We start from the raw sequence: 19301 nt of genomic DNA, 5'->3' as shown, positions 1-19301 counted from the left end.
AACATCTCCTTGTCCGGGGTGCGTTGGGGGTGGTGCGGATGGGGTGCGGGGGTCATTCGCTCCAGCGGCGGAATACCAGCGAGGTATTGATGCCGCCGAAGGCGAAGTTGTTGCTCATCACGTACTCGGCCTGCAGATCGCGGCCGTGCCCGGTGATGAAGTCCAGCTGGCCGCAGCGCGGATCGACCTCGGCCAGGTTGAGGGTCGGCGCGAACCAGCCGGCACGCATCATCTCGATGCTCAGCCAGGCTTCGAACGCTCCGCACGCGCCGAGCATATGCCCGACGTAGCTCTTCAGCGAGCTGATCGGTACGCGGCTGCCGAACACCTGCGCGGTGGCCTGTGTCTCGGCGATGTCGCCGTGATCGGTGGCGGTGCCGTGGGCGTTGACGTAGTCGATCCGCGCCGCGTCGAGCCCGGCGTCCTCCAGGGCCAGGCGCATGGCCTGGGCCATGGTGTCGGCGCTGGGCTGGGTGACGTGCTGGCCGTCGCTGTTGGTTCCGTAGCCGACCACCTCGGCAAGGATGGACGCACCGCGTGCGAGGGCGTGCTCCATGTCCTCCAGGATCAGCGTGCAGGCGCCCTCGCCCAGTACCAGGCCGTCGCGGCCTGCATCGAAGGGCCGCGGCGTCGACTGCGGCGCATCGTTGCGCACGCTGGTGGCGAACAGGGTGTCGAACACCGCTGCAGCGGTGGCGTCGAGCTGCTCGGCACCGCCGGCCACCATCACCGTCTGCTTGCCGCTGCGGATGGCTTCATACGCCGCTCCGACGCCCTGGCTGCCTGACGTGCAGGCGCTGGAGGTGGTGTAGACACGCCCGGACAGGCCGAAGAACACGCCGATGTTGACCGGCGCGGTATGGCTCATCATTTTCAGGTACGTGGTGGCACTGATGCCATCGGTGGTGAACTCGTTGAGCATGCGGCCGAACTCGCCGGTCGCTTCGTGGCTGCCGGAGGACGAACCGTAGGCCACGCCGGTGCGGCCGCTGCGCAGCACCGGATGCTCATGCAGGCCGGCCTCGCGCAGGGCCATCTCGGTGGCGCGCACCGACATGATCGCGACCTTGCCCATCGAGCGGGTGGTCTTGCGGTTGTAGTTCGGCGGCAGCGTGAAGTCCTGCGCGGGCGCGGCCAGCTTGGTGTTCAGGCCCGCGTAGACGTCCCATTCCGGCATGGTGCGCACTGCGTTGCGGCAGCTGCGCAGGTGCGCGTGGATGGTGGGCCAGTCGTGGCCAAGCGGACTGATGGCAGCGGCACCGGTCACCACCACGCGACGATCAGCGGCCATCAGAGCATGCCCCCGTTGACCGAGATCACCTGCCGGGTGATGTAGCCGGCCGGCTCGGACAGCAGGAACGCGACCGTTGCGGCCACCTCATCGGGATGCCCCACGCGGCCGGCCGGAATCAGCTTCAGGGCGTGTTCGACCACTTCATCGTTGAGCATTTCGGTCTCGATCAGGCCCGGGGCCACGCAGTTGACGGTGATCTGGCGGCTCGCCAGCTCCAGCGCCAGCGCCTTGGTGGCACCGATGATGCCGGCCTTGGCCGCGCTGTAGTTGACCTGGCCGCGGTTGCCGGCCAGCCCGGACACCGACGACAGGGTGACGATGCGACCGGGCCGGCGCCGCCGCACCATCGGCATGATGAGCGGATGCAGCACGTTGTAGAAGCCGTCCAGGTTGGTGTGGATGACCTGGTCCCAGTCTTCGGACGACAACGCAGGAAATGCGCCGTCGCGGGCGATGCCGGCATTGCACACCACGCCGTAGTACGCGCCGTGCGCCTCGACATCGGCCTCCAATGCGCCGCGTGCTGCATCCCGGTCGGCCACATCGAACGCCAGCACGCGGGCCTGCCGGCCCAGTGCCTGGATTTCGTCCACCACTGCCTGCGCCTCGTCCACGCGGCTGCGGCAGTGCACGGCTACGTCGAACCCATCGCGCGCGACGCGCAGCGCGATGGCCCGGCCGATGCCCCGGCTGGCGCCGGTGACCAGCACGCTCCGATTCCCTGTCATGCCTGTCCACTCTCCAGATAGGCCATCGCGTCGGCAGGTTCGTACACCGACACGTTGGCGGTCGCCCATTCTTCGTCGCCTGCCAGGATCCGGCAGGCGAACATCCCCAGTCCATTGTCGCCCAACAGCTCGCAGCGCGCCTGCACGCGAAGGCGGCTGCCCACCGGAAAACCGCTGCGCTGGCTGCCATAACGGCGACTGCCCAGCAGGAATCCGAGCTGCGGCCGGTTGCCGGCAGCGCGTGCACGGCAGCCGGCCCAGGCCGCGATGGCCTGCGCCATGTATTCGATGCCGATCCAGGCCGGCACCTGCCCATCCTCGACGAACAGCCCGCTCGCCGGCACGACCAGCTCGGCCTCGATGCCGTCCTCGTCCCAGTGCACGATGCGCTCCAGCAGGCACATGTCCTGCCGGTGGGGCACCACGTCTTCAATGGCATACACCGTATTCATCCACGCTCCAGTGCCAGCACGGCGTTGCTGCCGCCGAAGGCGAACGAGTTGCTCAGCACGCGCCGGGGCGGCTGCGCCAGGAAGGTGGCCGGCGCCACCAGCGGCAGCGGCGGCAGAGCGGGATCAGCGATGCCATCCCACCAGTGCGGTGGCAACTGCTGCCGGCAGTTCTCGGCAAGCACGATCCAGCACAGCGCCGCCTCGATCGCCCCCGACGCACCCAGGGTGTGGCCGGTGAGTGGCTTGGTGGAACTGCAGGGAACGTCATTGCCCAGTACCTGCGCCACCGCCAGGCTTTCCATCGCATCGTTGTGGCCGGTGGCAGTGCCGTGCAGGTTCACGTAGTCGACATCGGCGGGCGACCAGCCGGCACGATGCAGCGCCTGCTGCAGGGCGTCGATGGCGCCAAGGGCCTGCGGATCCGGCGCCGACATGTGATGCGCATCGGCGGACTCGCCCCATCCGGCCAGGCATACCGGGCCAGGTTCGCGGGTCAGCAGGAACAGCGCAGCGCCCTCGCCGATGTTGATGCCGGCACGATGCTGGGAGAAGGGATTGCAGCGCACTGCCGAGACCGATTCGAGCGCATTGAAGCCTGCCACGGTGAAGCGGCACAGCGAGTCGGCACCCCCGGCGATGACCGCATCGACGGTGCCGGCACGCAGCATTCGCGCGGCCGACATCAGCGCCTTGGCACTGGACGAACAGGCGGTGGACAGGGTCCACGCCGGGCCCTGCGCGCCGCTGCGCTGACGCACGAACTGCGCGGTGGTGCCCATTTCCTGCTGTGCGTAATCGAAACCTTCAGGCCAGCAGCCCTGCTCCGCATGAGTCCGCAGTGCCTGCTCCGATTCGCCGATGCCGGAGGTGCTGGTGCCCAGCACCACCGCCACCCGATCAGCGCCATGGCGTGCAATGGCCGCGCTCACCGCAGGCGCGATCTGCGCCAGCGCGACCTCCAGCAATGCATTGTTGCGCCCGCGCAGGGATACCGGCAGGTCTTCCAGCGTCGGCAGTGGCGTGCGCACTTCACCCAGCGCCAGGGTACGCCCCGGCAGCAGGCGGTCGTTGTCGCTCAGGCCGCCCGGAGCATCGGCGAACATCGCCGATGCCACGGCGCCGCGGCCTTCGCCCAGCGCGCAGACCAGGCCGAGGTCGTTCAGGTAGATCGGTGTATTCATCGCGCCTGCCCGGCCATGTCGATCGATTCGATGCGCAGGGCGTAACCCTCGGCACGGTTCTCCAGCTGGACGCTGCCATCGTCCAGGCGCCGCAGCTGCAGCCAGACCGTACCGCTGCGGGACAGGCTGCGCTGGCGGCCGTCATCGCTGACCTCCCAGCCCGCCGGCAATGCCGCAGCGATCGCCGCGGTCGGCCACAACGCGAACTGCAGGTCATCCAGTACGCGTTCGGCACGCACCTGCGGCGGCAACCACGGCGCACGCTGCTGGGTCAGTTGCCGGCCATCCCACTGCAGGCGCACGCCGGTCTGGCCCATGGCCTGCACCGCCAGCCGCACCTGCTGTGCGTCGGCTTCGAGCAGCGCATCGAGATCGCGCTCATGGCTGCCGAACCGGAAATGCAGCTGCTGCTGCAGTGCCAGCGGCGCTGGCAGGCTGGCCGGCGACAGCCGCAGCGGTGGCAGCTGCACCTGCGGGCGTGGCATGCGCCCGGCACAGGCGACCAGCAGCAGGCACAGCAGCACTGCAGCGGAAAGGGCCATCAGGCGCCGCACAGTTCCTCCAGCACGCGCATGCGACGGCCGCTGGGGTCGGCCACGTAGGGGTTGTTGGTGTCCCAGGCGTATCCGGCCAGGATGGAACTGATCATGTCGCGCACGTCCGGCTGCGGGTCGGGGTGGTAGATGATCTTCTGGAAGCCGCCCTGGTACCAGCTTTCGACGAAACGACGGAAGGTTTTCACGCCGGCACGCAGCGGAACGGAGAACTCGGCCTCCCAGTCCACAGCCTGCCCGGCATAACGGCGCGCCAGGCACTCACTGGCCAGCTGCGCCGATTTGAAGGCAATGGTCACGCCCGAGGAGAACACCGGGTCGAGGAACTCGCCAGCGTTGCCAAGCAGCGCATAGCCCGGGCCCCACAGCGAACGGACATTGGCCGAATAGCCCGTGATGCGGCGTACCGGCAGCACCGCCCATTCGGCATTGGCCAGCAGGCGGGTCAGGTTCGGATCCTCGCCGACGATGGCCTGCAGCTTCTGCAGGTCGTCGCCTTCGTAGCGATCAAAGAACGAGGGCTCGGCCACCACGCCCAGCGAGCAGCAGCCGTTGGAGAACGGGATCGTCCAGTACCAGACGTCGATGTGCTCGGGGTGGGTCGTGATGAGGATCTTGTTGCGGTCGAAGTCCGCTTCGGCCGGAATGTTGTCACGCACGTGGCAGAAGATCGCGCCACGCACCGGGAAATTGGAGGGAGACTCCAGATCCAGCAGGCGCGGCAGCAACCGCGCGAAGCCGGAGGCGTCGAGGATGAAATCGGCCTCGATGCGGTACTCACTGCCATCGGGACGGCGCACGTTGACGGCAGGCTGCTCGCCCGGCTCGACCGACAGCACCTCGTCGCCGAAACGCAGCGTGGTACCCATCCGCTCGGCGCCCCGCGCCAGCACGTTGTCGAAGTCGGCGCGCTGCACCTGGTAGGTGGTGCCCCAGCCGGGCGAGAACTTCTTCCTGAAGTCGAATGCGGTACGCGCCTGGCCATGCACGAAGGCCGCGCCATTCTTGTGCTGGAAGCCGGCTTCGACCACATCCTGCAACAGGCCTGCCGCTTCGATGTACTCCATGCTCTGCGGCAGCAGGCTTTCACCGATCGAGAAACGCGGGAAGTGCTGGCGTTCGATCATCAACACCTGGCGACCCTGCCGGCGCAGCATCGCAGCAGCAACGGAACCGGCCGGTCCGGCGCCGATGATCAGGATTTCGGTGCGTTCCACAGCATCCACAGCAGTACTCATCGGGGCGTCCTTGTTGCTCGATAGAGGGAGAGAAGAAGAGCCGAAGGCGGACTCAGGCCGCCGGCAGATCATGCGGCGGCGGCCGGAACAGCGGCGAGATCAGCCAGACCAGCCCGATACCGAACAGCAGGGTCAGGCCGAACGCGCGCAGCGCCGGAGTCTGCGACAGGCCCAGCAGGCCGAACGACAGCCAGGTACTGGCCGCACCCACGCACACCGCCAGCCATGCACTGGCGTCGCCACGATGCTCGATCAGGAAGATGCCATAGTCGATGCCCATGCCCAGCAGCAGCATCAGCGCCAGCACGTTGAACAGCTGCAGCGGCTGGCCGAACAGGCCCAGCAGGCCCAGGGTCAGCGCACCGGCGATCAGGGTCGGGGCGAACACGCGCCAGGCCTGGCGGCGATAGCGCAGCCACAGCGCGCCGAACACCAATGCGATGCCGACCAGCAGCAGCCCGCCCATCAGCTTGCGGTAGTGGCCCAGCAGCGTGGAGAAATCGGAGGTTCGGTCTACCCAGCGCACGCCGGGCAGGCCTTCGGCGGCACGTTCCAGCGTGGCCAGAGCATCGGCACGCGACAGGTCATCGACCATCACCACGCTGATCATCTGCCCACCGACCTTACCCACCCACAGGTGGCGGAACGGCTGCGAGGCCGGCGAGGCCAGGAAGGCGTCGGCGGTGAGCGGCGCTGCGGCAAACTGCGGTCGCTGCAGCGGCTCGCCCACGGCTTCGGACACAGCCGACAGCACGCCGGGCTCCACCTTCGCGGTCAGCGCAGCATCGGCCTGCTGCCGGGCCGGTGATGGCAGCCAGTCACTGATCGCGCGGTAGCCACCAATGCGCTTGTCATCGGCCAGTACGCGCAAGCGTTCGGTCAACGCCTCTTCGCGCTGCAACAGCTGGGCGGCATCGCTGCCCTGCACCAGGTAGAACTGTGCCGGGCTGGGCATGCCCAGCAGCTGGCTCAGGCGGATCTGCTGGGCCATCAGCGCCGGTGGAGACGACTGCAGGCTGCGCAGGTCGTCGTTGCTCTGCAGGCGCGCGATGCCCACCGCGGACAACGCCAGCGCCGCCACCACGAAGATCGCCACCGGGCGCCGGCCGTGCAGGCGCGGGAAACGTTCCAGCGTATTGCCCAGCCAGTGCGAGAAGCGGGTCTGGCGGATCTCGCCACCGTCGAGCCACGGGAACCAGAAGATCACCGTGAGGAACGCTGCTGCCAGGCCCACCACCGAGAACAGCGCCATCTGGCGAAGGCCCGGGAACGGGGCCAGGCCCAACGCGAGGTAGGCCAGCGCACTGGTCAACAGCGCCAGCCACAGGCCGGGCAGCAGATGCCGCAGCAGCTTCCAGCGACGGTCGGCCGGTTCGGCCTGGCGCGACGCAAACCAGTGGATGCCGTAGTCCTCCGCTACACCCACCAGCGATGCACCGAACACCAGGGTCAGCACGTGCACTTTGCCGAACACCAGCACGGTCACCGCCAGCGCCACGCCGCAACCGATCAGCAGCGACGCGGCCACCAGCAGGATCGGCCGCAGCGAACGGAACGCCAGCCACACCAGCAGCAGTACCGCGGCCAGTGAGCCCCAACCGATGGTGTTGATCTCGCGGTTGGCCTGCACCGCAGCGGCTTCGGCGTGCAGCGGCACGCCGGCATGCAGGATTTCCAGCTCGGGCGCTGCGGCCCTGGCCGCCTTCCCGGCCCGCTCCAGCAGGCCATCAAGATGGCGCTCGCCATCGAGCTGGAACGCCGAACCCGGCGTATCGAACTGCAGCGCCGCCCAATGCTTGCCCTCGGCTTCAAGCAGGCCATTATCACCCAGCCGCAAGCCCGAACCCTGCGCCTGCTGTTGCCACCACTGCGGCCACAATGACAGCGGATCCTGCCGCCATTCGGTGAGCCGCGGCGCACCCATCGGCCCGTACAGCGCGGCGAGTGCCTGTTCGGCCAGCGCACCGGTTTCCGTGCTCTGCAGCTGGTCACGCTGGGCCGGGGTCAGCAGGCGGTCGCGATACGGCGCGTAGAACGCACGCGCCTCGTCGAACCAGCCTTCAATGGACCCACTGGGCACCAGCAAAGCGCTCTCGGCATCTCCAGCCATGGCCGCAGCGAACGCGGCCTGCGCCCGCTTGGCGGCGGCGCCATCCTGGCTGCCGAGCAGCACCACCACCTGCCGCGAACTGCCATCGGCGATGCGCCGGGTGACATCGCTCAACAGGCGGTCATGTGCATCCTGCGGCAACAGCGCGAGGATGTCGGTATCGATCCGCGGTTCCTGGCTCCACAGGCGCCACTGCTGCACGCCCAGTACCAGCAGCAACACCAGCCAGGCGATGCCCAGCCAATGCCACCAACGCCGCAACCGGTCCGGTGCGTTCAACGCCACGGCGTCACTCAAAGCGGCGCGCCTCGTCGGGGTTCAGCGTGGCGGGGGCTTCACTCAACGCGCTGAACTGGATCTGCGTGCGGTCCTTGTTCGCCTCGACGATCTCGACCTGGCGCACATAGCGGTCACCCTGCAGCGTCAGCGACTCGAAGGCCTTGGCCAGCATCGCCGACTTCGGTGTCAAACGCAGGCGCCAGCCCTGCCCTTCACGGCTGGCCGCCACGTTGAACTGACCGGAGAGTGCCTGCACGTCGCCACTCATCAGCGCGAACATGATCGCATTCACCGAGCGCATCGCCGGCTGCTGCCGTGCATCGAGTTCAACGCGGGTGCTGCCATCGCGCTGGCGGCTGAGGATGCGGTCGGCGGTGACCACCACCTCGGAGGGGAACGGCGTGAGCGTGGTCCAGATCACACCGTGCTGGCGCGCGACCACGAACCGGCCGTGCGAGCGCAGCGGATTCCTGAAGCCACTGACCTGCTTTTCCTGGCTGAACTGGCCACGCAGCACCTCCGGACGCGCCACCGCCTGGGTGATCGCGTCGACGGCAGGATCGGCCGCCTGTACACGCGGTGCGGCCACCAGCAGCAGCGCGCACAGCAGCACGCCTGGAAGACGGGCGAGCATGTTCATGGCGCGGGCACTCCCAGACGTTCCCACAGTACCGGCGGGCATTGGTACAGCATCTCCTTGCTGGCGGCATCCACCGCGACCTGGATGGTCATGGCCCGGGTGGCCACCTGGCCGCTCTCCGCATCCAGGATCTCGTAGTCGATCTTCAGCCGGTTCTCCCATTCGACGATGCGTGCACGCACCAGCAGCCGCTGGTTGAACAGCAGCGGCCGCACGTATTTCACGCGCGCGTCGACCACCGGCCACAGGTAGCCCGATGCGAGCATCTGCGGGTAGTCGTAGTCGTGGCGCTGCAGCAGCGCACACCGGGCGATCTCCAGATACTTGAAGTAGTTGCCATGCCAGACCACGTTCATCGGATCGCAGTCGTGGAAGGCGGGGCGCAGCTCGATTTCACAGACCAGGTCATTCACCGGAATACAGTTCCCAACGTTGCGCGCGGATCTCCACCAGCAGCTCCCGCAGTTCGCGATCCAGCGCGCGGTCTTCCTCGACCAGCGCGATGCGCTGCCCCAGGTCCACATACATGTCGGCCAGACTGCCATGCAGCTGCGCGTTCAGGCCAACCCGCTCGCGCAGTGCCAGGCCCTGGCGGGCGGCGATCAGCATCGCTGCCACCACCTGTTCAGTCAGTTCGATCACACGCAGGCAGTCGCGCGCGGCGATGGTGCCCATGCTGACCTTGTCCTGGTTGTGGCATTCGGTCGAGCGCGAGAACACACTGGCCGGAAGGGTCTGCTTCAACGCTTCGGCGGTCCACGCCGAGACGCTGATCTGCAGTGCCTTCAGCCCGTGGTTGATTGCTGCCCGCGGGCCGGTAGCCGCCGACAGATTGGCGGGCAGGCCGTGGTTGTATCGCGCATCCACCACCAGCGCCAGCTGCCGGTCGAGCAGGTCGGCAAGGTTGGCCACGGTGTTCTTCAGCGTGTCCATTGCCAGTGCGATATGGCCGCCGTAGAAGTGGCCGCCGTGCAGGATGCGCTCGCCGTCGGCATCGATCAGCGGGTTGTCGTTGGCGCTGTTCAGCTCGGTTTCGATCAGCTGCCGCAGGAAGGGCAGGCTGTCTTCCAGCACGCCGATCACGTGCGGGGCGCACCGCAGCGAGTAACGATCCTGCAGGCGCTGTTCGTTGCGCGGCGGCCGTTCGCTGTGCAGGTCGCGGCGCAGCCGTGCGGCGATGCGGGCCTGGCCCGGATGCGGCTTGGCCGCGAACAGGGTCTCGTCGAAATGGTGCGCGTTGCCGTCGCTGGCCAGCACGTTGAATGCGGTCAGGCGGGTGGCCAGGCGCGCCAGGTAGTCGGCACGCTGCCAGGCCAGGCAGGCCAGGCCGGTCATCACCGCAGTGCCGTTCATGATCGCAAGGCCTTCCTTCGGCCGCAGCTTCAGCGGGACCATGCCGATGCTCGCCAGTACTCCGGCAGCCGGTTGCACGCGGCCATCGTGCAGGACCTCGCGCTCGCCGCACAGCACCGCCGCCACGTATGACAGCGGCGTCAGGTCACCGCTGGCGCCGACCGATCCCTCCGCCGGGATCATCGGCAGCACGTCATGCCGCAACAGTGTGGCCAGGCCTTCCAGCAGGGCTACGCTGACACCGGACATGCCACGCACCAGCGACGCCAGACGGGCAGCCAGCACTGCGCGGGTCTCGGCCGGGTCCAGGTAACGGCCCAGTCCGCAGCCATGGTAGGTGTACAGGTGGTGCGGCAACTCGGCCACCAGCGCCGGCGGGATGTTCACCGTGCACGAATCGCCGTAGCCGGTCGTCACGCCGTAGATCACCCCGTCCTCGCGCAGCAGGCGGTCGAGAAAATCGGCACCGCGCTGGATGTGGGCACGAAAGGCCGGGGCCTCGCTCAGCGCGGCCTCGCACTGGCGATGGGCCAGCGCCACCACGTCTTCGATGGTCAACGGTGCGTCGCCAAAGCGGCACACGGGTACGGCGTCAGTCGTCATGCGGAGCCTGATCCCAGAAGGGGAAGAAATTGAACCAGTCCAGCGGGGACTGGATGACCTGCAGTTCGAGCCACTGCGCGAAACGCTGCGCCTGCCCTGCCAGTGCCGCGTCCCGCGAGCCACGCGGCAGCACGATGCGATCGGCGAACTGCTCGAAGGCGACCCGGTACCCCTGGCCTTCATGCAGGCAGGCCATGGTGTACACCGGGCAGCCCAGTGCCGCCGCCAGCACGTAGGCACCGATGGGGAACGGGGCACGGTGGCCGAGAAAATCCGCGGTGACGCTGCGTCCACCCTGCACTGGCGTGCGGTCGCCGACGATGGCCACGAAGCCACCGGCAGCCACGCGCTCGGACAGCATCATCGCCGTGGCCGGCCCCATCGCGGTGACCTGCACCAGTTCCACCGTTGCCAGCGGGTCCAACCGCTGCAGCAGGCGGTTGAAGCGCTGCGCGTGCGCGGTGTGCACCAGCACGGTGATGCGGAACCCCGGCACCTGTTCGGCCAGCACCTGGCACAACTCCAGGCAGCCGATGTGGGCGGTCAGGATCAGCCCGCCTTCGCGGCGTGCGATCCTGTCCAGCACCAGATCGCGCCGCAGCTGGATGCGCTCGGGCGGATAGCGTCCGCCCAGGCCGAGGATCTTGTCCAGCAGGGTGTCGGCGAACGCGAAGAAATGGCGCAGGCTGTCGCGCCGCGTCGGCTCGCGGCCCAGCGCGCCACTGTGTGCCTGCAAGTGCTGTAGATACTGCAGTGATGCCTGCCGGGCCACGCGGTTGCCCAGCCAGTGGCAGAGCACCACCGGCCACACGCACAGGCGGAACGGCCAGCGCCCGAACCACCGATGCACCCAGCACAGGAACAACACGCCGGCCACCGATGTGGATTCACCGATGTCGGCCCAGTGCGGCGCACCTTGGGGGGCGGCCATCTCAGCCCTGCCCCTGCAGGCGGCGCCAGAGCAGGCGCGGTGCGCGCCGGAGCATGCCAAAGAACAGGCGCGCATGCATGCGGCTGATGCGTACGTTGTCGCGCCACACATCGAAATGCGAGACACCGTCTGCCGGATAGGTCACCCGCGTCGCCAGATGTTCCACCGGCACCTGCCGCCAGTACAGCCGCACCATCACTTCGGTATCGAAATCCATGCGCCGGCCGATGGTCTCTTCGCCCATCAGGCGCAGCACCGGAGGCAGTGGATAGACACGGAAACCGCACATGGTGTCGCGCAGATGCAGCGACAGCGTGTTGATCCAGACCCAGACATGCGTTGCGTAGCGACCGTACAGGCGGGCCTTGGGCACACTGGCGTCGTAGGCGGGAATGCCGCAGATCACCGCGTCCTGCCGCGCACGCGCGGCCGCGATGAAGCGCGGCAGGTCGCCGGTGTCATGCTGGCCGTCGGCATCGATCTGCAGCACGTGGCTGCAGCCCCGCCTTGCGGCCTCGGCGAAGCCCGCCAGCATCGCCCCACCCTTGCCCTGGTTGACCGGCAGACGCAGCAGATCGACCCCTTCACGCTGTGCCAGCGCCTGCAGCACCGAAGCACATGATGCATGCGAGCCATCGTCCACAAGCAGGCAGGGCAGGCCAGCGCGCTGCACGCCATCGACCACCGCGGCGACAGCATGTTCGTGGTCGTAGACGGGAATCACCACCAGTGGCGCGAACGCGGCACCGGCATCGGCCGGATCACTGCGCATCGGCGAAGACCATCCTGCCACTGGCGTGTACGCCATGCACGGAGGCATAGCGGAAGACCAGCACGTTGCGTGCGGTATCCCAGTCCAGATGCAGCGTCAGCTCGTCGCCCGGACGCGCCACATGCTGGAACTTCACCGCATCCATGCGCACGAACCCCTCCGGCATCGCAAAGGCCTGCCGGGCAAAGCGCACCGCCCAGTCCACCTGGGCCACGCCGGGCAGGATCGCGGCCTGCGGGAAATGTCCCTGGAACGGGCGCAGCGCCGGGTCCAGGGTCATGCGCAGGGTAGCGCTGGCCGCCTCGCGCCGATCCCATACCGGCACCGGCATCGACGGCTGGAACAGGGCCACCAGCGCGGCCTGGGTCACCTTGCCCTGCGCATTCACCGGCAGCGTGGGTACCAGCCGCCAGCGGCGCGGACGGGTCACGGCGTCATGGCTCCGTGCAAGGCGCGCGGCCAGCCGCTGGCCCAGCGCGCGGCGCGCGGCATCATCGGCATCAAGCAGTGCCGCATCGGCCGGCACCACCACGGCCGCCAGCTGCTCGCGCTGGCCGGGCAGCACCAGCACGCGCACGTCATCGACGTCCGCGTCGTCGCGCAACGCACGTTCCAGCGCATCGAGCGAAACGCGGCGCTCTTCGATCTTGACGATGCGGTCGGCGCGGCCGAGCAGGCGGAAGCACCCCTCGGCCAGCGCTTCCACCCGATCCTGCGTGCACCACCAGTCGCGGCTCTGCAGATGGGGTGAAGCCACCGCCAGGCAGCCTCCCTCGATTCTCCACTGCACCCCCGGAAGCGGCTGCCAGGGCGGAAGATCGGTATCCCAGCGACGCCAGGCGATGCCGCCGGTCTCGCTGCTGCCGTAGACCTCGGTCGGTGCGACTGCCATCCATTGCCGCACCTGCCGCGCTGCCTCTTCCGGCAGCGGGCCGCCAGAGGAGAACACAGCGCGCAGGTGGCCCTGCAGGCTGGCCCAATCCAGCTGCGCAGGCAGGCGCTTGAGGTGCGCCGGGGTCGCCACCAGCACCGTCTGCGTGCCCGCCAGCGCAGCGACCAGATCCTCATGGAAGAACCGCCGCGGATGGATCAGGCGACCGGCGGCCAGCGGCCACAGCACGCGGAACAGCAGGCCGTAGATGTGCTGGTGCGACACCGTGCCATGCACCTGCGCGCCTTCCAGCTGTGCGCCGAACGCGGCCTGCAACGCATCGACCTCGCGCGCCAGCTGGTCCAGGCGCTTGTCGATCGCAGTGGGTTCGCCGGTGCTGCCCGACGTGAACACGCACAGCTCGCAGGCATGCTCGTCCAACGCATCCAGCTCGACCTGCGCACCGGCGGCCGCCATCATCAGTGGCCGGTAATCACGGGAAACGTCACCGGCAAAACCGCTTACCTGCGGCTGCAGGGCCTGCAGCGTGGCGGGCAGGTTGTCGGCGGCCAGGAACACCCGCTTGCCGGCGTGCCAGGCGCCGAACAGCGCCTCGGCGAACGACACGGCATCATCGAAGTACAGCGCCCAGTCACGGCCGTCAGTGGCGGCAAACGCCGTACGCCAGGCCACTACGCGCTGGCGGAATTGCTGATGGTCGACCACTTCGCCATCGCGGATGCCGACAGCACGCTGCGGCCGCGCATCCCGCAGCAGCCGGTCCAGGGCAATCCACTCAGCCATGGGCGTGCGCCGCCTTCACCCGTCGCCGCACCAGCCATTCGCCTGCGAACAATACGCCCATCATCACGTACGCCAACAATCCGTTGTAGAGCATCCAGACCCGATCCGATGCGTACAGCGCGGTGAGCAGGGCCAGACTGCCGTTGAGAACGAAGAAGCCGCACCACACCTGGGTGACGCGGCGGGTATAGGCCACCGCGAACGGTGGCAGGTCCGGCTCCTGCAGCCGCGCCAGGCGCTCCACCAGCGGCGGCCCGAACCGCAGGCTGATGGCGAACACGCACAGCATCACCACGTTCACCAGCGCTGGGTACAGCTTCAGCGGCAGCGCCTGGTTGAGCACGGTGGCCAGCACCGCCAGCAGTCCGGTACCGGCTGCAGCAGCCCACCACAGCGGCTGGCGCGTGCTCAGGGCACGCAGCAATGCCAGGGTGAACAGCAGCAGTGCCAGCCAGCGCGGCTCGAAGCGGCCCATCGCCAGGTAGACGAGCAGCGGGTAGGCCAGCGAAATCGCCGCCACCACGACCGTACGCGCGCGTGCCAAGGCGGAGCCGCCCGCGCTGCGGTCAGGCTGCTGCCTGGTCCGGCAGCAGCCGGTGCACGACATCCACGATGTCCTGCACGGTGCGCACGGCCTTGAACGCTTCCGGCTGCAGGTTGCGGCCGAGCAGCGGCTTGAGCTGCACGATCAGGTCGACCGCATCGATGCTGTCGATGTCCAGGTCGTCATAGAGACGTGCCTCGGGGGTGATCCGGGCCGGTTCGATCTCGAAGCTGTCGGTCAGGATGTTGACGATGCGTTCGAACAGTTCATTCTTGGTCATGGCAGCTCCTGGCGCCGTTACGACTGGCGGGCGGCGACGAACTCGCCGAGCGCGCGCACGCTGGAGAAATGGCGCCGGGTCTCTTCCGAGTCGGACGACAGGCTCACACCGTACTTCTTCTGCAGCGCCAGGCCCAGTTCCAGAGCGTCGATCGAATCCAGGCCCAGGCCCTCGACGAACAGCGGCGCAGTCGGATCGATGTCCTCCGGCGTGATGTCCTCCAGTGAAAGCGAGGAAATGATCAATTCCTTGATCTCGTGCTCAAGTGCTTGCACGGGTCGAATCTCCAGACAGGTCGAAATAACGAGAAAGGTGCTCGGTGACGCGGCGTGCTGCCAAGGCATCCCCCCTTGGCGCGTCGTCTTCGGCCAGGAATGGCGCGATCGGGATATCTTCGCCGATCTGCAGCCGAACGTGAAAGCGACGTGAGGGCACACGATACCATTTCTGCCCTTTGCTCAGGGTTGGCGGGGTACAGGTGATCCGCACCGGCGTGATGTCCAGCCGGCCGCGGACGGCGATATTGGCGGCCCCACGCTGAAGCCTCGGCGACTGGCCGGGCACGCTGCGGGTCCCTTCCGGGAAGATGACCAGGCTGCCGCCGGCCCGTACCGCGGCCACGCAGTCATCGACCAGGCCGGCCCCGTCGTCATTGGAAATGTAGCCGGCGGCCCGGACCGGGCCCCGCATGAACGGGTTGCGGGCCACCGCCCGTTTGACCACGCAGTCGGCATTGGGCAGCAGCGAGACCAGGCAGACCACGTCGATCAGGGTGGGGTGGTTGGCCAGGACCAGCAGGCCGTCGCGCTGCAGGCGCTCGCGCCCTTCGATCTCATAGGTCATCACCCCGAGCCCGCGCATCAGCCGCAGGTGGCTGGCGAACGCCACCTGCACCACGCGGCGGGCGCGACGGCGGCGGGCCACCGGATCACGCATCAGCAGCAGGACCGGCATCACCACGGCGCCCAGCAGCAGTCCGCCGATGCCGAACGCAGCAAAACTCAGGCCGGTGCCCACCACCCGCCAGGCAAGATCGAGGCGGCGCAGTGCCTCAGCCACGGCGGCTCCAGCGCCAGCGCTGGCCATTGGCAACGTGTTCCAGCGCCGGCGCGCCCGCGAGCAGGAAGCGGTGCAGGTCCAACGCGTGCGGCAACAGGCCGGGTGCGGCGGTAACCGGGGTCGGCGCGCCATCCCACTGCAGCGACAGCGTCGGCAGCGCCTGTGTCGGCGCCACTACACGCCAGCACCAAGCGAAGAACGGGTCGGGTTCGTCGGCGAACGTCGCGTAAACTTCGGGCAATGGCGACTCGTAGACCACCACCCGCACTTCGCGGGCGCCATCGGCCAGCAGACCGGCGGCCTCCAGGCAGGCGGCCTCCACCGTCGCCTGGCCGGCAGCCAGCGCCAGATAGTTGCCGCGATGGCCACGAGCGATCGAGTACAGCGCAGCGATCGCGTTATGGACCGACAGGCCGAATCCGGTGGGCGACAGGGGCTGCTCGTTCACCAGCGCCCCGAGCAGGTCCATCGAGCGCGCCACATCACCATGGCGGCTGGCAAACACCAGCGGTACCTGGCTGTCGGCCCCTTGGCCATCCTCGCACCAGCAGGCCGTCTGGATCGCCATCCGCCCCAGCCGCTCGATGCGGCGGCGCTGCATCGCGGGCACCTCGGACAGCGCCGGCGTGCCCTCGCCCTGTGGCAGGAAGGGTGCGTCAGCCCAGCTCAGCCACTGGCTGCGCTCGCTCAGGCCAGGTGCCCAGGCAGCCCAGTCGACGATGGAGAATTCGATCATCTAGCGATGGTGCTTCATCAGGAGAACGATGGCACGAGCCATTATGGCGACGCGCGGCGGCCCCCCGTCCCTGCAGCCGTGCGTCCGTCCAGGACGTCGCCGGCTGCCTCCCTGGCGGCCGGAAAGGAGCGCACGCTAGCACGTCCTGCGCAGGGTGTGCAGGTTTCACATTGCACAACACGGGGCCGGCACCTGTGGCCCCGCACGCCATTGCTCAGTGGTAACCGGCTCCGGCCTGCACTTTGCCGCGGAATACCCGGTACGACCACGCCGTATAGCCGAGGATGACCGGCAGCAGAATGACCAGCCCGACCAGGGTGAAGCCGAGCGAGGACGCCGGTGCTGCTGCCTGCCACAACGTCATCGAGGGCGGCAGCAGGTACGGCCACATGCCCAGCACCAGGCCCAGGAAGCCGAGAATGAACAGCGCCAGGCTGAGCAGGAACGGCGGCAGGTCGCGGCGTGGATGCGTGGCGCTGCGCCACAACGCAGCGGCCACCGCCAGGGTCAGCAACGGCACCGGTGACAGCCACCAGAAGTTGCCGTCACTGAACCAGCGCGCCATCAACCGCGAGTCCAGGAACGGCAGCCAGCTGCTGACCAGGCCCATCGCTGCGATCACCGCCACCACCAGCGGCCGTGTCAGCTGCCGCGCCAGCGCCTGCACGCGCCCTTCCGTCTTCAGGATCAGCCAGGTGCTGCCCAGCAATGCGTAACCGGCGACCAGCGCCGCGCCGGTGAGCATCGCAAACGGGCTGAACCAGGCAAACGCACCGCCGTGGTAGACCCCGTCCACCAGGGGCAGCCCCTGCACCAGCGCGCCCAGGATCACGCCCTGGGCGAACGTGGCCAGCAGCGAGCCGAGCGCGAACGCCACGCTCCACAGCCTCCGCGAGCGATGCGCCTTGAAGCGGAATTCGAAGGCCACGCCGCGGAACACCAGTGCCACCACCAGCAGCAGCACCGGCAGATACAGCGCCGACAACAGCACTGCATAGGCCTTGGGGAACGCCGCCAGCAGGCCGGCGCCGCCCAGCACCAGCCACGTCTCGTTGCCGTCCCAGATGGGCGCAGCCGTGTTCATCATCAGGTCGAGCTGCTCCTCGTCCTCGGCGAACGGCGCAAGGATGCCGATGCCCAGCACGAACCCGTCCAGCACCACGTACATCAGTACGCCGAAGCCGATCACCGCGAACCACGCCACCGGCAGCCAGGTCACCAGGTCCATGTCAGCGCTCCTCCAGCGGTTCGTCGGCGGCGGACAGCGGCCGTGCCGGGGTGTGGCTGCCGTGGTCCAGCGAGGGCCCCTGGTCGTGGGGCTGCGGTCCATGGCGCAGGATCTTCACCAGGTACCAGATGCCCCAGCCGAAGACGAAGGCGTAGCCGACGACGTAGACCCCCAGCGACAGCGCGGTCATCCATGCGCTCTGCGGGCCGACCGCATCGGCAGTACGCAGCACGCCGTAGACCACCCACGGCTGCCGCCCCATCTCGGTGACGAACCAGCCGGAGAGCAGCGCGATGAAGCCGCTCGGCAACATCCAGTTCCAGCCGCGCAGCAGCCACGGCGAATCCAGCAGCTTCCTCCGCCACAGCTGGAACGCCGACACCCATGCCAGCAGCAGCATCAGCGTGCCCAGTCCAACCATGATGCGGAAGGCGAAGAACACCGGCGTCACCGGTGGCCGTTCACTGGCCGGTACCGAAGTCAGCGGATCGAAGGTGCCGTCCAGCGAATGGGTCAGGATCACGCTGCCCAGCTTCGGAATGGCGACTTCGAAGTCGTTGCGCTCGTGCTTTTCGTTGGGCAGCGCGAATACCACCAGCGGCACGCCCTCGCCTTCGCCGGATTCATGCCAGTGCGCTTCCACCGCCGCGATCTTCATCGGCTGGTGCTTGAGGGTGTTCAGGCCATGCATGTCGCCGACGAAGATCTGCACCGGCACGGTCAGCGCCGCAAACGCCACGGCCGCGATCAGCATGCGCCGGCCCGCCTCCACGTGCGTTCCCCTGCGCAGGTACCACGCACCCACGCCGCCGATCACGAAGCAGGTGGTGATGAACGAGCCCAGCGCCATGTGCGCCAGCCGGTACGGGAACGACGGGTTGAACACCACCTGCCACCAGTCCACCGGATGCACGATGCCATTGACCATCTCGTAGCCGGCCGGGGTGTGCAGCCAGCTGTTGGACGACAGGATCCAGAACGTGGAGAACAGCGTGCCCAGCGCCACCATGCAGGTGGACAGGAAATGCAGGCGCGGCGAAACCCGGCCCCAGCCGAACATCATCACGCCCAGGAAGCTGGCTTCCAGGAAGAACGCGGTCAGTACCTCGTAGGTCAGCAGCGGGCCGATGACGGTACCGGCCACCTCGCTCAGGCGCGGCCAGTGGGTGCCGAACTGGAAGGCCATGACGATGCCGCTGACCACGCCCATGCCGAACGATACGGCGAAGATCTTCTGCCAGAAGAAGTACAGCTCCCGCCAGACCGGGAGACGGGTACGCAGCCAGCGCCATTCGACGAAGGCCAGCCAGCTGGCCGTGCCAATGGTGAAGGCCGGGAACAGCACATGGAAACTGATGACGAATCCGAACTGGATCCGGGACAACAACAACGCGTCCAAGGGACGCCTCCTGCCTGCGACCGGTGGGATACCGGACCACTTTAGGAATATTTCGTTACGCCGGGATGCGACCGGGTGACGCGCTGCTTCACTCTGTCGCAGGGGAAGCCGCCGGGCATGGCCGCGCCCCATGACCTGCCGGCGCCGATCCGCGGGGGGGGGGGGGCGGGCGGCGGCCGCCGGGGACCGACTACGGCGCGGGCGCGCCCGCGCCGGGGGCCCCCCCGGACGCAAACACACACCCG

The 19301-nt window shown here is 68.1% G+C and carries 20 protein-coding genes; all 20 read right to left on the bottom strand.

The genetic code is table 11. The features are described from left to right. Window positions 1-52: 52 nt before the first annotated feature. Window positions 53-1291: a beta-ketoacyl-ACP synthase gene (locus ACVOME_RS16300; RefSeq protein WP_065174278.1), complete on the bottom strand. Its 1239-nt coding sequence runs from the start codon at window positions 1289-1291 to the stop codon at window positions 53-55. Next, a complete protein-coding gene (locus ACVOME_RS16295; protein ID WP_053518094.1) occupies window positions 1291-2022 on the bottom strand; it encodes a 3-ketoacyl-ACP reductase FabG2 in 732 nt (243 codons plus the stop codon). The genes ACVOME_RS16300 and ACVOME_RS16295 overlap by 1 nt, the downstream gene beginning before the upstream one ends. Next, window positions 2019-2474 (bottom strand): hotdog family protein, encoded by a 456-nt coding sequence (locus ACVOME_RS16290; RefSeq protein WP_065174277.1) that lies wholly within the window; start codon window positions 2472-2474, stop codon window positions 2019-2021. The genes ACVOME_RS16295 and ACVOME_RS16290 overlap by 4 nt, the downstream gene beginning before the upstream one ends. After that, entirely contained in the window at window positions 2471-3655 is a 1185-nt protein-coding gene (locus ACVOME_RS16285; protein WP_346475359.1) for a beta-ketoacyl-[acyl-carrier-protein] synthase family protein, read from the bottom strand. Before ACVOME_RS16285 ends, ACVOME_RS16290 begins: the two co-directional genes overlap by 4 nt. Then, window positions 3652-4197, bottom strand: a complete 546-nt coding sequence (locus tag ACVOME_RS16280; protein WP_227255475.1) for a DUF3261 domain-containing protein — start codon at window positions 4195-4197, stop codon at window positions 3652-3654. The genes ACVOME_RS16285 and ACVOME_RS16280 overlap by 4 nt, the downstream gene beginning before the upstream one ends. Beyond that, a complete protein-coding gene (locus ACVOME_RS16275; protein WP_053518086.1) occupies window positions 4197-5447 on the bottom strand; it encodes an NAD(P)/FAD-dependent oxidoreductase in 1251 nt (416 codons plus the stop codon). The genes ACVOME_RS16280 and ACVOME_RS16275 overlap by 1 nt, the downstream gene beginning before the upstream one ends. 52 nt (window positions 5448-5499) lie before the next feature. After that, window positions 5500-7854: an MMPL family transporter gene (locus ACVOME_RS16270; RefSeq protein WP_481505287.1), complete on the bottom strand. Its 2355-nt coding sequence runs from the start codon at window positions 7852-7854 to the stop codon at window positions 5500-5502. Then, a complete protein-coding gene (locus tag ACVOME_RS16265; protein WP_065174273.1) occupies window positions 7847-8476 on the bottom strand; it encodes an outer membrane lipoprotein carrier protein LolA in 630 nt (209 codons plus the stop codon). The genes ACVOME_RS16270 and ACVOME_RS16265 overlap by 8 nt, the downstream gene beginning before the upstream one ends. Further along, the gene (locus ACVOME_RS16260) at window positions 8473-8889 is read right to left on the bottom strand and encodes an acyl-CoA thioesterase (protein ID WP_414488004.1); all 417 of its coding nucleotides are present in this window, start codon (window positions 8887-8889) and stop codon (window positions 8473-8475) included. The genes ACVOME_RS16265 and ACVOME_RS16260 overlap by 4 nt, the downstream gene beginning before the upstream one ends. Continuing rightward, complete coding sequence (locus ACVOME_RS16255) at window positions 8882-10432, bottom strand: HAL/PAL/TAL family ammonia-lyase (RefSeq protein ID WP_065181425.1); 1551 nt, start codon at window positions 10430-10432, stop codon at window positions 8882-8884. The genes ACVOME_RS16260 and ACVOME_RS16255 overlap by 8 nt, the downstream gene beginning before the upstream one ends. Continuing rightward, window positions 10422-11363 carry an LpxL/LpxP family acyltransferase gene (locus ACVOME_RS16250; protein WP_481505286.1) on the bottom strand — a complete coding sequence of 314 codons (942 nt, stop codon included), beginning with the start codon at window positions 11361-11363 and terminating at the stop codon, window positions 10422-10424. Before ACVOME_RS16250 ends, ACVOME_RS16255 begins: the two co-directional genes overlap by 11 nt. Window position 11364: 1 nt before the next feature. After that, entirely contained in the window at window positions 11365-12135 is a 771-nt protein-coding gene (locus ACVOME_RS16245; RefSeq protein ID WP_053518077.1) for a glycosyltransferase family 2 protein, read from the bottom strand. After that, window positions 12125-13810 (bottom strand): ApeI family dehydratase, encoded by a 1686-nt coding sequence (locus ACVOME_RS16240; RefSeq protein ID WP_459040595.1) that lies wholly within the window; start codon window positions 13808-13810, stop codon window positions 12125-12127. The genes ACVOME_RS16245 and ACVOME_RS16240 overlap by 11 nt, the downstream gene beginning before the upstream one ends. Continuing rightward, a complete protein-coding gene (locus tag ACVOME_RS16235; protein ID WP_053518075.1) occupies window positions 13803-14354 on the bottom strand; it encodes a COG4648 family protein in 552 nt (183 codons plus the stop codon). Before ACVOME_RS16235 ends, ACVOME_RS16240 begins: the two co-directional genes overlap by 8 nt. A gap of 22 nt (window positions 14355-14376) precedes the next feature. Continuing rightward, window positions 14377-14634, bottom strand: coding sequence for an acyl carrier protein (locus ACVOME_RS16230; RefSeq protein ID WP_053518073.1), 258 nt, complete (start codon window positions 14632-14634; stop codon window positions 14377-14379). A gap of 17 nt (window positions 14635-14651) precedes the next feature. After that, on the bottom strand, window positions 14652-14909 hold the full coding sequence (locus ACVOME_RS16225; protein ID WP_053518072.1) for a phosphopantetheine-binding protein: 258 nt from the start codon (window positions 14907-14909) through the stop codon (window positions 14652-14654). After that, on the bottom strand, window positions 14896-15693 hold the full coding sequence (locus ACVOME_RS16220) for a lysophospholipid acyltransferase family protein (protein ID WP_053518128.1): 798 nt from the start codon (window positions 15691-15693) through the stop codon (window positions 14896-14898). The genes ACVOME_RS16225 and ACVOME_RS16220 overlap by 14 nt, the downstream gene beginning before the upstream one ends. Next, the gene (locus ACVOME_RS16215; protein WP_197600220.1) at window positions 15686-16429 is read right to left on the bottom strand and encodes a beta-ketoacyl synthase chain length factor; all 744 of its coding nucleotides are present in this window, start codon (window positions 16427-16429) and stop codon (window positions 15686-15688) included. Before ACVOME_RS16215 ends, ACVOME_RS16220 begins: the two co-directional genes overlap by 8 nt. 214 nt (window positions 16430-16643) lie before the next feature. Beyond that, window positions 16644-17657 carry a cytochrome d ubiquinol oxidase subunit II gene (gene cydB / locus ACVOME_RS16210; protein ID WP_065174269.1) on the bottom strand — a complete coding sequence of 338 codons (1014 nt, stop codon included), beginning with the start codon at window positions 17655-17657 and terminating at the stop codon, window positions 16644-16646. Between the two features lies 1 nt (window position 17658). Then, complete coding sequence (locus ACVOME_RS16205) at window positions 17659-19056, bottom strand: cytochrome ubiquinol oxidase subunit I (protein WP_481505285.1); 1398 nt, start codon at window positions 19054-19056, stop codon at window positions 17659-17661. Between the last annotated feature and the right edge of the window lie 245 nt (window positions 19057-19301).

The organism is Stenotrophomonas sp. STEN008 (assembly GCF_056760435.1).
Note: the sequence above shows the minus strand (reverse complement) of the source record. Positions and strands in the feature narration are given on the sequence as shown.

Coding starts and splice junctions, on each gene's coding strand:
- ACVOME_RS16290 (WP_065174277.1), bottom strand. CDS start 2,474: ATGAATACGGTGTATGCCATTGAAGACGTGGTGCCCCACCGGCAGGAC.
- ACVOME_RS16265 (WP_065174273.1), bottom strand. CDS start 8,476: ATGAACATGCTCGCCCGTCTTCCAGGCGTGCTGCTGTGCGCGCTGCTG.
- ACVOME_RS16215 (WP_197600220.1), bottom strand. CDS start 16,429: ATGATCGAATTCTCCATCGTCGACTGGGCTGCCTGGGCACCTGGCCTG.
- ACVOME_RS16295 (WP_053518094.1), bottom strand. CDS start 2,022: ATGACAGGGAATCGGAGCGTGCTGGTCACCGGCGCCAGCCGGGGCATC.
- cydB (WP_065174269.1), bottom strand. CDS start 17,657: ATGGACCTGGTGACCTGGCTGCCGGTGGCGTGGTTCGCGGTGATCGGC.
- ACVOME_RS16230 (WP_053518073.1), bottom strand. CDS start 14,634: ATGACCAAGAATGAACTGTTCGAACGCATCGTCAACATCCTGACCGAC.
- ACVOME_RS16255 (WP_065181425.1), bottom strand. CDS start 10,432: ATGACGACTGACGCCGTACCCGTGTGCCGCTTTGGCGACGCACCGTTG.
- ACVOME_RS16300 (WP_065174278.1), bottom strand. CDS start 1,291: ATGGCCGCTGATCGTCGCGTGGTGGTGACCGGTGCCGCTGCCATCAGT.
- ACVOME_RS16240 (WP_459040595.1), bottom strand. CDS start 13,810: ATGGCTGAGTGGATTGCCCTGGACCGGCTGCTGCGGGATGCGCGGCCG.
- ACVOME_RS16285 (WP_346475359.1), bottom strand. CDS start 3,655: ATGAATACACCGATCTACCTGAACGACCTCGGCCTGGTCTGCGCGCTG.
- ACVOME_RS16275 (WP_053518086.1), bottom strand. CDS start 5,447: ATGAGTACTGCTGTGGATGCTGTGGAACGCACCGAAATCCTGATCATC.
- ACVOME_RS16280 (WP_227255475.1), bottom strand. CDS start 4,197: ATGGCCCTTTCCGCTGCAGTGCTGCTGTGCCTGCTGCTGGTCGCCTGT.
- ACVOME_RS16245 (WP_053518077.1), bottom strand. CDS start 12,135: ATGCGCAGTGATCCGGCCGATGCCGGTGCCGCGTTCGCGCCACTGGTG.
- ACVOME_RS16250 (WP_481505286.1), bottom strand. CDS start 11,363: ATGGCCGCCCCCCAAGGTGCGCCGCACTGGGCCGACATCGGTGAATCC.